The organism is Spirulina major PCC 6313 (genome assembly GCF_001890765.1).
Classification (GTDB): domain Bacteria; phylum Cyanobacteriota; class Cyanobacteriia; order Cyanobacteriales; family Spirulinaceae; genus Spirulina; species Spirulina major.
The window spans coordinates 4,032,249-4,046,297 of sequence record NZ_KV878783.1 but is presented as its reverse complement, the minus strand read 5'-3'; the positions used below and the strand labels follow the sequence as shown (position 1 = coordinate 4,046,297).

Here is a 14,049-nt window from a genome sequence, read left to right as displayed (position 1 = left end):
AATTTTACCAAGGCGGGGGGCTGAATTAAGTAACGGGGATCTGCTCGCGGGGCAGGGTGATCACAAATTCAGTCCATTCACCGGGTTGTGATTCGCATTCGAGGTGGCCCCCGTGTTTATCGACGATGATTTGATAGCTGATCGAGAGGCCGAGACCCGTGCCTTTGCCCACATCTTTGGTGGTGAAGAAGGGGTCGAAGAGTTTGGCGCGGAGATCTTCAGGCACGCCGGTGCCGTTGTCGCGAATGCGAATAATCACTTGGTCGTCTGGGGCTTCGGTGACAAGGAGGAGATGGGGGCTATCAGCGCCGAAGTCTTTGCCGTCTGCGATCGCACTTTTCAACGCATCAATCCCGTTACTCATAATATTGAGCAAAACTTGATTCAGTGGCCCCGGATAACAAGAAACCTTCGGCAAGGTTCCATACTGTTTGAGAATACCCAAGGCCGGGCGATGATCTTTGGATTGCAAGCGATGTTTAAGCAGCAAAATCGTACTGTCTAAACTTTCATGGAGATCCACATATTTCGCCTCCGCTTCATCCAATCGCGAAAAATTTCGCAAACTGAGGACAATTTCCCGAATCCGTTTCGTCCCCACCTTCATCGAATCCATCAACTGCGGCAAGTCCGATCGCATAAATTCCAGATCAATACTGTCGGCTTCCTCAGCGATATCCGGATCGGGTTCAGGATAATGCTGCTCATAAAGATCAATGAGGTTGAGTAAATCCACCATGTATTGATCGGCATGGGTGAGGTTGCCGTGGATAAAATTCACCGGATTGTTGATTTCATGGGCAATCCCGGCCACCATTTGCCCCAGGCTGGACATTTTTTCGGTTTGGATCAGTTGAGCTTGGGTTTGCTGGAGATGGGTGAGGGTGGCGGTGAGTTCGGCGGTGCGGGCTTCGACGCGCTGTTCTAGGGTGCTATTGGCCGTAGAGAGGGCAGCAAAGGAGTCCTGCAAGCGGCGTTCCATGGCGTTAAAGGCCCGGGCCAGCGTGCCGAGTTCGTCTTGGCGGTGGTCAGGAACGGGGGTGAAGTGGTCTTGTTCGAGGGTGGCGACGGCAGCGGTGAGGTCGCGAATGGGGCGGACAATGCTGCGAATCAACACGATGGCCAGTAATGTTGCTCCGGCTCCGGCGACCCCCAAGGCGATGTAGCTGCGGAGGGTGGATTGGCGGAGGGAGGCGAGGAAGGTGGCTTCGGTGCGGGCAATGCCGAGAGTCCAGTCTTGGTGGCGGAGGGGAGCAAAGCCGGCGATGCGCTGCTGTTGGAGGGCGGGAAAATAATAGGTGACATAACCCGCTTGGGTGGCGTTGACCATGGCATGGGCGAGGGTGTTGAGGCCAAGGCTGGGGATGCGATCGACGGCATAGCGGCGATCGCGGATCACATCATCGCGCACCTTGGGGGGCAGTTCCGCCAAGCTGTGATAGAGCAGGGAGCGATCGCGGTGGGCAATCACAATCCCCGCATAGTCAATCAAAAACACATCACTATCACCACTGACGGGGAGATTATCCACCATCTCCCAAATCCGATCACCGTCTAGTTTCAGCACCACCACACCGAGAAATTCCCCTGTAATGCTGGTGATCGGAGCTGAAAAGAAAACGCCGGGCTGTTTTGTATTCGTGCCCACTAAGATGCTGGACACATAGCTTTCACCTTGGGTTTGGGGAATTTGGAAATAATTCCGAAACTGGAAACTATCCCCTAGGATCTCAGGCAGGCCGGGGGCTGCCACGGCCTCCCCGGACGCATTGAGTAAATAGACCAAGGTATAGTCTGAATTCGAGTCTTGTAGGATGCGGAGGGTTTGGTCTACGGCTACTTGGAGGGTTGAGCGGGCATCGGTCGGCGTGGCGAGATATTCCTTGAGGTGTGGGGTTTGGGCAATGTATTCAACGATGTGTTGCTGATCGAGGATGAATTGATCAATGCGATCGCTATGACTTTGGGCCAACAGGGTGAGGTTTTGATACTCGGCGGCTTCGACCTCTTCAAAATTTTGTTGGATATTGAAATATGTGATCAAGCCAGTGGGAACCAGGGCAACGGCCAAGAGGGTGGTGGAGAGTTTCACCGCAATGGGCCAACGGGATGGACGAAGCCAAGACAATTTCATACCGTGAAAGGAGGAGAAGGAATAGATCAAGCGTGGAATAATTGCGGAGGAGACAGCAGGGCACTTCGACACGTTTCGCTGGTTTCCCTCAACGTGCAATCGTCAGGATGGAATACAGGGGCTGAATCGGGAGCTAGCCTAGACGTTTTGGTGTGATGATGATTTCTATGGTAAGCCCTTATTGGCGAGGGGTGGAGGATGTTGGGATGGGGGCGGCGAGGGCGGACGGGTTGAGCCAGTGGCGATCGCGGGCCACGATTAACACCAACGCCGCCACGCCGAAACAGAGCACGCTTTCGATACCAATGGTGCAGAGTTCTAGGATCGTCCAGTGGGGTAGGGTTTCAAGGCTGGCCCCGGTGCGCACGCCACTAAAGGCCCAGACCACACCTTGCCATAGGTGGGGGTTGCGATCGCCCCGTACCGTGTAGCGGTAGGCAACGCCAAACAAAAACCCCGTCGCTAAGGCAATGGCCAAGCCCAGTAACGTCAGGTGATCTAGGGGTAAACCTTGAGACCACTGGGGCGGCAGTTGCCCCGCAATCAAGAGCAAACCGCCATAGGTGAGACTGTAGGCGATCGCCCCCATCAGTCCCGCATTCACAGAGGCTTGACGTTCGATCGGCTGCGGCATCAGGCTATACTCCAAATATAGAAATTCCAGGCTCCATCCAGAATTCTGTACACCATACCACAGACACGAGAGCCATTCTACGCTCCATTCTGTCCGCCAGACATCATGCCGATCACCCCGTCTCAGTTGGGCCGCCGGAAACACCAGCCGCCCGCCATTGTCACCCTCACCGCCTGGGACTATGCGATCGCTCGCCTCCTGGATCAAGCCGGTGTAGACATGATCCTTGTTGGCGATTCCCTCGCCATGGTGGCCCTGGGCCATGCCAACACCCTGCCGGTGGATCTCGACACGATGATCCACCACACCGCTGCCGTCTGTCGGGGGGTGAAGCGGGCCCTCGTTGTCTGTGATCTGCCCTTCCTCAGTTATCAAACCAGCATTCCCGATGCGATCGCCGCCGCCGGGCGCGTCCTCAAAGAAACCCCAGCCCAAGCCGTCAAACTCGAAGGCGGCAGCCCCGCCATGGTGGACACCATCCACCGCCTCACCACCCTGGGGATTCCCGTCCTTGGCCATGTGGGCCTCACGCCCCAATCCGTCCATCAATTGGGCTACCGACAACAGGGCAAAACCGCACCCGAAGCCGAGCGAATTTTGCACGAAGCGATCGCGATCGCCGCCGCCGGAGCCTATGCGATCGTCCTCGAACACATCCCCGACGACCTCGCCCACACCATCACCACCAAACTCCCCATTCCCACCATCGGCATCGGTGCCGGCCCCCACTGTGACGGTCAAGTCCTCGTCACCGCCGACCTCCTTGGCCTCTCCCCCAAAACCCCACCCTTTGCCAAAACCTACCTCAATCTCGGCGACCAAATCATCAGCGCCACCCGACAATTCGCCGCCGACATCCACAACGGCACATTTCCCGAAAACCCCCTCGACAGGATTTGATAAGATGGCGTTAACATCCCGTAACATGGAAAATCCGTGGGATATCGCTCCCGCCTGTTCGTCCAGTTCACCGCAGGGATGCCCCGCCGACTCCTGAGATAAGCCTGTTTCCCATAACGCCCGTCACCTATGACTGAACCCATGCCAGCCATCTTAACCCCGCCCCCTGTCCATCTCGGCGCATTTTTGCCCGCCCTTGACAGCCTCTTTTCCACTCAAGGCGTGATGGTAATGCTCTTGGTTGCCTATGCCGGGGCGATGTGGATGTTTCTGTCCAGTGCGCCAAAAGTTCACACGATTATGGTGTCGGATCTCAACGTGGCGCGGGAGTTCTACGAAGGGTTGTTAAATCTAGCTGTGGCCGATGTGCCGCTTCATTACTACTACAACTACGAGCAAAGCATGGGAGCCGCTAGCCTCGACCCCATCTACGGGATGTCGTCCCTGCCCACCACCGCCACCGCCCCCCCCACCCAATCCGAGGGGCTATGGTATCAACTGAAAAAAAATACCCAACTGCACATCATTTCCGGGGCGCAGTACGGGACGAAAAATCGGCAGCGCCATGTGTGCTTTGACCGCGATTGTTTAGAAAATATTTTGCTCCGGGTGCAGTCACGACGGTTACGGTTTAAGCTTCGCAGTCGGCGGCCTCTCAATTTTTTGGTGAAAGATATGGCCGAACGGGTGATCGAATTGGCCGAAGTGGCGGATTAATTCAACAGTTACGCAAGTCAATCAAACCAGACAAGGCGGCTTCAGCCCCTTGTATCCCAACGATCGCGAAACCAACATAGCGAGCTAGAAGCTCGCACCACCCAAAGCGATCGCACCGTTAAAATGCCTCCAAAGGTGCGATCGCTCCGGCTTAAGATCAATTCCCATTAACCCCGCGCCATCATCGGTAATCCAGCTCCATAGGTGCGCCACACCCCGACCAGCACCCCTTGGATTTGCACCTGATTCGCCGTGGTTTGAATCGGGTCATAGTTAGGATTGGACGCTTTGAGGGTCACTTGATTGCCACTTTGGTAATACCGCTTTAACGTCGTTCCTTCCCCTTCGACTCGCACCGCCACGATCGCGCCATCCTTCGGCGTTTGATCCTCCTGGGGTTGTCGCAACAAGACAAAATCCCCCTCCGTAATCATGTCGCCGATCATGCTATCCCCCGTCACCCGGAGGGCAAAACAATTGGGCTGATCCATCACCCCTTGCAGGTCGAGTTCCTCCTGCTGGTTTTGCACATCGGTGAACGGCTCCACGAGTCCCCCCGCCGTAATCACCCCCATAATTTGAATCCCCGGTCGATCTGGGGCATAGGTGATCCGAATCGTGCGGGCTTTCCCTTCATCCCAGGTGATATAGCCTTTTTTCCGCAACCGCTCCAGACGGCTTTGAATCGGCGCGGGGGACTTCAAGCTCATCGCTTTCATCATTTGCCGAATCGAGGGGGCGTGTTGGGAGGTGCGAATATAGTCCACCAGCCAATCGTATAGTTCTTGTTGCGCTCTTGTTAGTGATTCCATTGTGATTTTTTGGACAGACAATCAACAATTGCCCCGAAATGCATCCCGAATGTATCAATTAAGGTGACACCGTAGAACGTGAAATCCGAGTGCCGTCAAAGTCCGGTCTGGAAACTAGATTTTGTCAGAGATTCACGTTTGTGACGTTTGGGATTAACTCAGGGTTATTACTATTCTAGAACCTCTGTACTAAAATAATACAAAAATCCTAAAAATTATTTTGTTGCTAAAAAGATCAATCCAATCTGATCGCTGAATCCACCACAGAGCAAGGATTTTTTCGATTTAAAGCGGTCGAAACCATCAAAAATGAACAGAGCTGCGGACGGCATTTAATCGGTATTTTCGGGATTGAAAATTTGATTTTCCCGTCAATTTTTGCCCTTAGAGGAATGGTTTGGGTAAGGGCGGGGCAAAATCTCCCCGTTTACTCGTTCCGAGACCCACCCCAACGAGGGCTTCAACGAACTTCACCGCCACCCCCACGCCATCAATGACGGGAATGCCCAGTTCCGCCGTTAAATCTCGGCTTAAATTCGCCATCCCGGCACAACCCAGGACGATCGCACCGCATTCATCGGTGCATAAGGCTTGGCGGCAGGTGGCGAGAATTTGCGATCGCGCCTCCCCCGCCGGATCATCCAAATCCAGCACCGCCAACTCCGTCGCCCAAATCCCCCGACAAAACCGCTCCATCCCGTACTGCTCCACCAAATGCGCCGCAATACATTTCGTCCGCCCCAAGGTGGTCACAATCGAAAACCCCGTGGCGATCATACTTGCCCCGTGCATCGCCGCTTCGGCAATCCCCACCACGGGCCCCCGTGCTAATTCTCGCGCTGCGGCCAAGCCCGGATCACCAAAACAGGCGATTACATAACCCTCTACGCCCGCCGCTTCCCCCGCCTGCACCTCAGCAAGCACCCCCGGCACACTCAAGGCTTCATCGTAATGACCTTCGATGGAAACGGGGCCGTGGGGTGGGTTGACGGCGATGATTTCTGTCTGGGGGGAGGCGATCGCCCGCGCCGAATCGCCAATAATGGCCGTCATTGATGCCGTCGTGTTGGGATTAATGACCTTGATTTTTATCATTTTATCTTTATAGTTCTGTGCCCCCGTTTTAGTGTATATGTGGGCTTATAAGCACTAATTGTGATATTTATGCTGTCGCTCGATATACAAAAGAGCCGCACCACCCCAGAATTCACCACAACCCCCCGTGTTCTGGTGGTCGAAGATGAAGAGTTGATTCGAGAGATGGTGAGCCTTGCCCTCAAAGAGCAAGGCTACCAGGTAATTACCGCCATTGATGGGCGGTCTGCCCTCAATATCTTGAAAGAGTCACAGTCCAGCTTGCAACCGTCCTATGATTTGATCATTTTGGATGTGATGCTCCCACAGGTGAACGGTTTGGATCTGTGTCGCTTGTTGCGCTATCAAGGCAATACGATCCCGATTTTAATTCTCAGTGCCAAAGCGAGCGAAACCGATCGCGTCCTCGGCCTCGAAGTGGGAGCCGATGATTATTTAACCAAACCCTTCAGCATGCGCGAGTTGATCGCCCGCTGTCGGGCATTGCTCCGGCGACAGAGTTTCGCCGCCACGCCTCCCGCCCCCGTGCTGGAATACGAAGAGATTACCCTCTTCCCAGAAGAATGCCGCGTCTTGGTCAGTGGCGAGGAAATTAACCTTTCGCCGAAGGAATTTCGCCTCTTGGAACTCTTTATGGGGTCACCCCGCCGCGTTTGGTCACGGGATCAGCTGATCGAACAGGTGTGGGGGATGGATTTTATCGGCGATACGAAGACCGTGGATGTGCATATTCGCTGGCTCCGGGAAAAGCTCGAAGCTGACCCCAGCAAACCCCGCTATCTGATTACCGTCCGGGGGTTTGGCTATCGATTCGGCTAATTCGAGTCCGGATCTTAGGATTAGTGAGCCAGAGGCTCACACTACCCTGATTTTAATGATCTGTAGTGCGAGCTTCTAGCTCGCTTGCTCTGGCTTCTTGGCCTCGCTTGCTCTGGCTTCTAGCTCACGGCTAAAGTATGGAGTTTGCGAGTCCGGATCTTAGGATTAGTGAGCCAGAGGCTCACACTACCCTGATTTTAATGATCTGTAGTGCGAGCTTCTAGCTCGCTTGCTCTGGCTTCTTGGCCTCGCTTGCTCTGGCTTCTAGCTCACGGCTAAAGTATGGAGTCTGCGAGTCCGGATCTTAGGATTAGTGAGCCAGAGGCTCACACTACCCTGATTTTAATGATCTGTAGTGCGAGCTTCTAGCTCGCTTGCTCTGGTTTTTTGGCCTCGCTTGCTCTGGCTTCTAGCTCACTGCTAAAGTATGGAGTTTGCGAGTCCGGATCTTAGGATTAGTGAGCCAGAGGCTCACACTACCCTGATTTTAATGATCTGTAGTGCGAGCTTCTAGCTCGCTTGCTCTGGCTTCTTGGCCTCGCTTGCTCTGGCTTCTAGCTCACTGCTAAAGTATGGAGTTTGCGAGTCCGGATCTTAGGATTAGTGAGCCAGAGGCTCACACTACCCTGATTTTAATGATCTGTAGTGCGAGCTTCTAGCTCGCTTGCTCTGGCTTCTTGGCCTCGCTTGCTCTGGCTTCTAGCTCACTGCTAAAGTATGGAGTTTGCGAGTCCGGATCTTAGGATTAGTGAGCCAGAGGCTCACACTACCCTGATTTTAATGATCTGTAGTGCGAGCTTCTAGCTCGCTTGCTCTGGTTTTTTGGCCTCGCTTGCTCTGGTTTTTTGGCCTCGCTTGCTCTGGCCTCGCCTGATCCTTTTTCTGCCAGGGGAAGGGTTTTTTGTGCTGGGATATGGGGAGAATCCCGATGGTTTTGTGTTGGATGCTCTAGTTTTGGGAGATTTAAACGAGATAAGATTGAGGGCGTTGTCCGCCTCGTTGTGATCTGCCTATTATGACCCAAGCTAAGAAGACCTGGAGCGATCGCTTTGAAACTGCGCTCCATCCTGCGATCGCCCGTTTTAATGCCAGCATCGGTTTTGATATTGAACTGATTGACTATGACATTACCGGGTCGATCGCCCATGCGAAGATGTTGGCCCACACCGGGATCATCAGCACCGAAGAAGGACAACAACTGATCACGGGTCTAGAGCAGATTCGGATTGAATACCAAGAAGGGCGGTTTAATCCGGGGGTTGATGCGGAAGATGTGCATTTTGCGGTGGAACGTCGTCTCACGGAATTGATGGGGGATGTGGGGAAAAAGCTGCACACGGCGCGATCGCGCAATGACCAAGTGGGCACCGATATTCGCCTCTATCTCCGCGACCAAATCCAAACCCTGCGCGGCCAACTCCGAGAATGGCAAGGTGTGCTCCTCAAACACGCTGAAAAGCATGTGGAAACCCTGATCCCCGGCTATACCCACCTCCAACGCGCCCAACCCGTCAGCCTTGCCCACCATCTCCTCGCCTACTTCAACATGGCCCAGCGGGACTGGGAACGTCTGGGGCAAGTCTATCAGCGCACCAACATTTCCCCCCTCGGTAGTGGGGCGTTGGCGGGGACAACCTTTCCCATCGATCGCCATTACGCCGCTGCTGAATTGAAGTTTGGCGGGGTCTATTCCAATAGTTTGGATGGGGTGAGCGATCGCGACTTTGCGATCGAATTTCTCTGTGCTGCCAGTTTGATCATGGTGCATCTCAGCCGCCTCAGCGAAGAAATGATCCTCTGGGGTTCCCAGGAATTTAGCTTTGTCAAATTTCAAGACAGTTGCTCCACCGGGTCAAGCATCATGCCCCAGAAGAAAAACCCCGACATCCCCGAACTGGTGCGGGGCAAAACCGGGCGCGTCTTCGGCCATCTCCAAGCCCTGCTCACGATCATGAAAGGCTTACCCCTTGCCTATAACAAAGACCTCCAGGAAGACAAAGAAGCCATTTTCGACGGCGTGAAAACCGCCCAAGGTTGCCTCGAAGCGATGACGATTTTGCTCCGGGAAGGGGTAGAATTTCGCATCGAACGCCTTGAAGAAGCTGTTAATGAGGACTTTTCCAACGCCACCGATGTGGCGGACTATCTCGCGGCGAAGGGTGTGCCGTTCCGGGAAGCCTATAACCTGGTGGGCAAGGTGGTGAAAACCAGTCTCGCCGCTGGCAAGTTGCTCAAGGACTTGACCCTAGAGGAATGGCAAGCCCTCCATCCGGCCTTTGAAGGGGATATTTATGCGGCGATCGCGCCTCGCCAAGTGGTCGCCGCCCGCAACAGTTACGGCGGCACTGGCTTTGAACAGGTGCGCAACGCGATCAAAGCCGCCAAAGAACAACTCCTTGACACCGCTAGCTAAGCAAAGATCGAGGGCTGAACGGAGTTACATACCAAAACGCCTCATCTGTGGCCGACCCGTGAAGGGCGATCGCAGATGAGGCGTTCACTGTAGTCATAACCTTGCAACAGAAACAAGGGGCTTAAGCCCCTTGCTTGACGAATCGGGTGAGGGCGATCAATCCGAAGCAGTCTATTCTGCCGCAGCGGTTTCTTCTGCCGCTACTTCTTCCGCATCCACCGCGAAGAAACTGAGGTGATAGAGGGTTCCTTTCCAGGGGTGGGTTTGGGCTTCGCGGATCACCGCCGACCCTTGCCAGGATAAATCGGGGATCGTCACATCGATCACGGTTTCGTTAACTGCCGTTTTGCGGAGTAACAGCCCGGCATCTTTGGCATTGAGGACGAGAGAAATAGACTCTGCGCCGTTGTGGCCGTAGAGGTTGGCGGGAATCAAACCTTCACGACGGAGGGCGCGGGGTTTACTGCCTTCGGGGCGAGATTGACAAGCGATGGTCAGTGACATAGTGAATTTGTTTGGGTTGAGAGTGGATGGGTTTGAACAGACGAACGGGGGAGGTTAAACCGGAACCCCTTTGGCATCGAGTAACGCCCGTTTGGGGCCATGGATGGGATCTTCAACGATGATTGTTTGATCCCGACTGGCACCGAGGGAGACGATCGCGATCGGCACTTCCATCAGTTCTGCCAAAAACTTGAGGTAATTTAAAGCGGCTTGGGGCAGATCCTCAAGGGTGCGACAGTGAGCGGTGGACTGTTGCCAACCGGGCATGGTTTTGTAAATGGGCTGGCATTTGGCAAACTGGCGGGCGTTGCTGGGGAAATGATGGCAGGTTTCGCCTTCAATATTGTAAGCAACACAGACCTTGATTTCCGGCAGATCATCGAGCACATCAAGTTTGGTGATGGCCAAGCAGTCGAGGCCGTTAATCCGCACGGCGTAGCGACCGATCACGGCATCAAACCAGCCGCAGCGCCGGGCCCGGCCCGTGGTGGTGCCGAACTCTGCACCGCGATCGCCCAGTTGTTGCCCCACAGCATCGGTGAGTTCCGTGGGGAAGGGGCCTTCCCCGACGCGGGTGGTGTAGGCTTTGGCCACGCCGATCACCCGATCGATGATCGTGGGGCCAACCCCTGCACCGACGCAAGCCCCTCCAGAGATGGGATTGGAGGAGGTGACGTAGGGATAGGTGCCATGATCGAGGTCGAGTAAGGTGCCTTGAGCGCCTTCAAAAAGGATGTTGGCGCGATCGCGCACCGCCTCGTCGATATGGAGTGAACTGTCGATCACATGGGGACGAAGGCGATCGGCATAGCGGAGATATTCCTCAACGACCGCAGCGGGATCAAGGGGCGGTAGGTCGTAGAGCTTTTCGAGAATCTCGTTTTTATGATTCACGGCCCAGGTGACTTGCGATCGCAACCCATCGGGATCGATCAGGTCAATCATCCGCACCCCAATCCGTTCGGACTTGTCCGCATAGGTGGGGCCAATGCCGCGCTTGGTCGTGCCGATTTTATGCTCGCCGCGTCGCTCTTCCGAGGCCTGATCCAGCAGACGATGGTAGGGCATCGTCACATGGGCCGTTTGAGAAATGTAAAGCTGTTCAGTGGAAATGCCTAGGGTCGCAAGTTGATCCATTTCTGCAATCAGAACTTTGGGATCAATCACCGTGCCCGAACCGATGATACAGCGTGTCTTTGGATATAAGATCCCCGATGGGATGAGGTGCAGCTTGAAGGTTTGATCTTTGACAACAACAGTATGTCCAGCGTTTACCCCACCTTGATACCGGACCACAACGTCTGCTGAACGACTCAACAGATCCGTAATCTTGCCTTTGCCTTCGTCCCCCCACTGGGCACCAATAACGATAACGTTAGCCAATGGTCTTTTGATATACGACAGTTTTCACAAACTATCATTATCAAGATAGAGGGGGGTCTGTGTCAACCGCACAACGCACATCAATGCGGCTAGATTCAGAATGGCTGATGAGGGTTAAATCTTGAATCCGGTCATTGAAAAATCTATGAGCAAGATGCTCGCAGGCTCTCAATCTCTAGCGAGCAAGATGCTCGCACTACGGAATGACCGGATTATTTTCTTACGTTTCATCAGCCCCTGGGGTCTAACCCGTTGAGCGTCTTCTGAGATCTCCGGTTAAATCCCGGAACCGTCGAGGAATTCGAGGATTTCGCGATCGCGCAACTCACACCGGCCCGATGTGGCTAACACCGGCTCCTGACGATCTCCCAAGGCCGCATGAACCAGAGATTTCGTCCCCGCGTGCTGATCCTGTAACTGTTCTAATTGCTGTTCGAGGGCTTCGATCCGGTCTACCAACATCCGGATCACCGTCGCTTCAGAATCCGGCAATTTGCCATGTTCTAAGGGATTCACCCGCACCCCAGAGCGGTACACCACCCGGCCCGGCACGCCCACCACCGTACAGTCCGACGGCACATCGCGCAGCACCACAGACCCGGCCCCAATCCGGACATTATTCCCAATTTGCAGATTACCGAGGACTTTTGCCCCCGCTCCGACGACCACTTGTTCACCGAGGGTCGGGTGACGTTTGCCGTTTTCTTTCCCGGTTCCGCCTAACGTCACGCCTTGATAGATTAAGCAGTAATCGCCGAGGATCGCGGTTTCGCCGATCACCACACCCATGCCGTGGTCAATGAAGACTCCTTTGCCAATTTGCGCACCGGGATGAATTTCAATGCCGGTGATGAAGCGAGCGATATGGGAGAGGAAGCGCGGCACGAACGGAATGCCAATGTTGTAGAGCCAATGGGCGAGCCGATGACTCAGTAGTGCTTGTAAACCGGGGTAGCAAAATAAAACCTCGGCCCAATTACGGGCGGCGGGGTCGCGCTCGAAAATAATCCGGAAATCTGCGATGAGTGAGGATAGCACGGGATTTTCAGCAGTGAACGTGGAACCTTGACCATATTAACGTTGATGGGGGGACAGACAGCAAGGGGGGTTAACCCGCCGTTGCGGGACGATCATGATGGTATTCAGGGGCGCGGATGGTGTGGTTTTTGCGATCGCTGCGGGTAATGTTGGGCGCAACTCAATCGCATTTGGGGCGCTTAAAGTAAAAGACTTGGGAGTTTTTGTCGCCACCGGGAATCACGGCAACAAGTTCCCACCCTTGAGCACCCAGATAGTTCAAAGTTTCAAGGACAGACTTGCCCTGCAATACATCGGCGATCGCTTGATTTTCCGATTCCACCGTAATGCGGAGGGGGCGCAGGGGCACGATGGTTTCTTGGATGGCCAAATATTCCCACAAGGAGGCAGGTTTAATCACAGGGATTCTCTACGGATCTTTAGGAGTTGAACTCGTTTCCACGATATCAAAGAAGTCTTCGATCGCGTGCTTTAAAATTCAGTACAATTCGATGCAGTACAATCGCGGATAAAACTCCGGGCAAAATTTAGAGCAACGTCGTGTTTTCCCGAACGTTTAAATCATGGCTAGGGTTGGGGATCGTGCTAATTGGCCTTGAAGCGATCGCTCTCCACCAAGTTCATCGCACCTATTGGCAGAGTCGGCCCACGGAGGATCGGCCGAGCTTCGTGGGTGATCTACATCGCTGGGGTCGAGCGCCCCTATCCTCCCAGGGGACGGCTCCCCTGTATCGGCTGTGGACAGTGACACTGGTGGGGGGAGGGTTAGCCGTGGGGGTCGTCACCGGCCGGGGGCAACAGCACCGGGAGCGCGATCGCCAGCAGTTGCGATCGCTGCGGCAACAACTGGCAACGGTGCAGGAACAGTACGATACAGTGCAGATCACCCTAGATCGCCACCATCACGAACAGGCCGAACTCCACCACACCCTCCATCAATTCCAAGCGATCCAAGCCGCCGCCCAAGCTGCGATCGCCGCCAAAGACAAACAACTCCAGCACCTCCAAGCCCAACTCAATCAATACCGTCACCCTGAATATGACGTGATTGAACTCACCGCCGCCTTTGAAGACCTCACCGAAGAGCAAACCCAACTCGAAAACGACAACCAACTGCTCCGCGCCGAAATCAGCGACCTCCGCCATCAGCTTTGGCAACTGCGCACAGCACCCACGCCACCCCCCACCGAGATCGAGCCGCTCGACCCTGAACCCTTAACCCCAGGGGAATCCTGGCCCCTGTCCCAACTCGCTAACATTTCCACCAATCAAGCCGTCCAAGCCCTGAAACGCCTAGGCTTTGAAGTGGATCACCAAACCGGTAGCCATATCATTTTGAAACGCCCTAAACGCAGTTGTACGATTCCGGAAAAGTCGGAAGTCCGGCCAGGAACCTTAAAAAGTGCCCTCCAGCAAGCGGGCGTGAGTCTAGAGGAATTTCTAGAACAGTTGTAGACATGTCGATCCAGAAAATGTGCAGAATCCTTCGTGGAGTGGCTTAAACTCCTGCTATCACTGCAATCTAGAATCCGCCGTAACTCACTTTTTAAGACGTGCCACGGCACTAGGATGACCGCTGCCGTCGTGTCATGGCATAGTT

13 protein-coding genes are annotated in these 14,049 nt (G+C 54.5%); 5 read left to right on the top strand and 8 right to left on the bottom strand.

Features of this window, described 5'->3' with window-relative positions; genetic code table 11:
* Positions 1-25: 25 nt before the first annotated feature.
* The gene (locus SPI6313_RS17910; RefSeq protein ID WP_072622220.1) at positions 26-2,134 is read right to left on the bottom strand and encodes a sensor histidine kinase; all 2,109 of its coding nucleotides are present in this window, start codon (positions 2,132-2,134) and stop codon (positions 26-28) included.
* 178 nt (positions 2,135-2,312) lie between these two features.
* Positions 2,313-2,768: a hypothetical protein gene (locus SPI6313_RS17905; protein ID WP_072622219.1), complete on the bottom strand. Its 456-nt coding sequence runs from the start codon at positions 2,766-2,768 to the stop codon at positions 2,313-2,315.
* A gap of 105 nt (positions 2,769-2,873) precedes the next feature.
* On the opposite strand from SPI6313_RS17905, the gene panB reads away from it, so the two are divergent.
* Positions 2,874-3,668, top strand: a complete 795-nt coding sequence (gene panB / locus SPI6313_RS17900; protein WP_072622218.1) for a 3-methyl-2-oxobutanoate hydroxymethyltransferase — start codon at positions 2,874-2,876, stop codon at positions 3,666-3,668.
* A 129-nt stretch (positions 3,669-3,797) separates the two neighbouring features.
* Positions 3,798-4,385 (top strand): glyoxalase-like domain protein, encoded by a 588-nt coding sequence (locus SPI6313_RS17895; RefSeq protein WP_245788873.1) that lies wholly within the window; start codon positions 3,798-3,800, stop codon positions 4,383-4,385.
* A 167-nt stretch (positions 4,386-4,552) separates the two neighbouring features.
* Here the strand turns inward: SPI6313_RS17895 and lexA are convergent, their stop codons facing one another.
* Both lexA and SPI6313_RS17885 read right to left on the bottom strand, forming a co-directional pair.
* Positions 4,553-5,197: a transcriptional repressor LexA gene (gene lexA / locus SPI6313_RS17890; RefSeq protein ID WP_072622216.1), complete on the bottom strand. Its 645-nt coding sequence runs from the start codon at positions 5,195-5,197 to the stop codon at positions 4,553-4,555.
* A gap of 384 nt (positions 5,198-5,581) precedes the next feature.
* Positions 5,582-6,289 (bottom strand): aspartate/glutamate racemase family protein, encoded by a 708-nt coding sequence (locus SPI6313_RS17885; protein WP_072623214.1) that lies wholly within the window; start codon positions 6,287-6,289, stop codon positions 5,582-5,584.
* A 72-nt stretch (positions 6,290-6,361) separates the two neighbouring features.
* On the opposite strand from SPI6313_RS17885, the gene SPI6313_RS17880 reads away from it, so the two are divergent.
* Together SPI6313_RS17880 and argH are read left to right on the top strand one after the other, a co-directional pair.
* Positions 6,362-7,111 (top strand): winged helix-turn-helix domain-containing protein, encoded by a 750-nt coding sequence (locus SPI6313_RS17880; protein WP_072622215.1) that lies wholly within the window; start codon positions 6,362-6,364, stop codon positions 7,109-7,111.
* A 1,015-nt stretch (positions 7,112-8,126) separates the two neighbouring features.
* Positions 8,127-9,524, top strand: coding sequence for an argininosuccinate lyase (argH, locus tag SPI6313_RS17875; RefSeq protein WP_072622214.1), 1,398 nt, complete (start codon positions 8,127-8,129; stop codon positions 9,522-9,524).
* A gap of 171 nt (positions 9,525-9,695) precedes the next feature.
* Here argH and rplY read toward each other — a convergent pair whose 3' ends face one another.
* The 4 genes from rplY to SPI6313_RS17855 all read right to left on the bottom strand — a co-directional run bounded on the left by rplY (position 9,696) and on the right by SPI6313_RS17855 (position 12,849).
* Positions 9,696-10,028: a 50S ribosomal protein L25 gene (gene rplY, locus SPI6313_RS17870; protein ID WP_072622213.1), complete on the bottom strand. Its 333-nt coding sequence runs from the start codon at positions 10,026-10,028 to the stop codon at positions 9,696-9,698.
* A gap of 54 nt (positions 10,029-10,082) precedes the next feature.
* Positions 10,083-11,411, bottom strand: coding sequence for an adenylosuccinate synthase (locus SPI6313_RS17865; RefSeq protein ID WP_072622212.1), 1,329 nt, complete (start codon positions 11,409-11,411; stop codon positions 10,083-10,085).
* A 276-nt stretch (positions 11,412-11,687) separates the two neighbouring features.
* Positions 11,688-12,449: a serine O-acetyltransferase gene (gene cysE / locus SPI6313_RS17860; RefSeq protein ID WP_072622211.1), complete on the bottom strand. Its 762-nt coding sequence runs from the start codon at positions 12,447-12,449 to the stop codon at positions 11,688-11,690.
* A gap of 160 nt (positions 12,450-12,609) precedes the next feature.
* On the bottom strand, positions 12,610-12,849 hold the full coding sequence (locus SPI6313_RS17855) for a hypothetical protein (protein WP_072622210.1): 240 nt from the start codon (positions 12,847-12,849) through the stop codon (positions 12,610-12,612).
* Between the two features lie 182 nt (positions 12,850-13,031).
* Here SPI6313_RS17855 and SPI6313_RS24090 point away from each other — a divergent pair, with 182 nt between their 5' ends.
* Positions 13,032-13,904, top strand: coding sequence for a type II toxin-antitoxin system HicA family toxin (locus SPI6313_RS24090; protein WP_217650645.1), 873 nt, complete (start codon positions 13,032-13,034; stop codon positions 13,902-13,904).
* The last annotated feature ends 145 nt before the right edge of the window (positions 13,905-14,049 follow it).